At 32.5% G+C, this 729-nt stretch carries 1 protein-coding gene; it reads right to left on the bottom strand.

The features are described from left to right. A partial coding sequence (locus AC1DJR_RS32305) for a MarR family winged helix-turn-helix transcriptional regulator (RefSeq protein WP_477004502.1) occupies positions 1 to 346 on the bottom strand: 346 nt, incomplete at its 3' end. Between the last annotated feature and the right edge of the window lie 383 nt (positions 347 to 729).

The following is a 729-nucleotide window of genomic DNA, read 5'->3' as shown; positions in this document are numbered from 1 at the left end:
ATGTAATGGATTGCTCTCTTAAGCAATTAACAGTTATGTGACCTTTTTCTGTGAGGTGCAGAAAAAGTTCTCTTCTATTTTTTTCATTTACTTCACGATAAACAAGCCCCTTTTTTACTAACTTATCTACCAATCTACTTACAGTTGAAGTCTCTAATCTAAGTTTATTGGATAGTTGCCAAACAGTTAATTTTTCCACCTCTAGTTCCTCTAACGCCATCATTTGAGAAGTTGGTAAAGGTTTTTCAAATGGTCCATTGGGCAAATTTTGAGATTCAAAAACCCCAGTTATTATAATCATTTTCTTAATATCTGTTCTTAGTTTTAAGGCATCTTCTCTTTTCAAAAAGGTCACCCTCCTACAACTAATGTATCATACATCAATTGTATTATACATGAATATGTTTTTTTCACAAGCTTAACGTAAGCCAATATTACAACATGGACGAGATATTTCTTCTTGTTAAAATGGTATAAGTGGATTGTTTTCTACAAATGGCAGAAGATCAATTATGTATCAGGGGCCTTTATGGGGTACCGCTCATCGCAATCAAGCTAAGAAAATAAAACTACCATAAAAACGAAAATTTGTGACAACTTGCAACAAAAAACTCATAATTTTTGGGGGAATTCTAAATTCTTAAGTTGATGGGCATGGGGCACCATATCAAAAAAGAAAATTGTAAGTTTAGACACATTTTAGATACAAAATAACCGATTCCTTATACG

This window comes from Bacillus sp. 05T31, assembly GCF_056396725.1.
The sequence above is the reverse complement of the archived record's forward strand: the minus strand, read 5'-3'. Positions and strand labels throughout refer to the sequence as shown.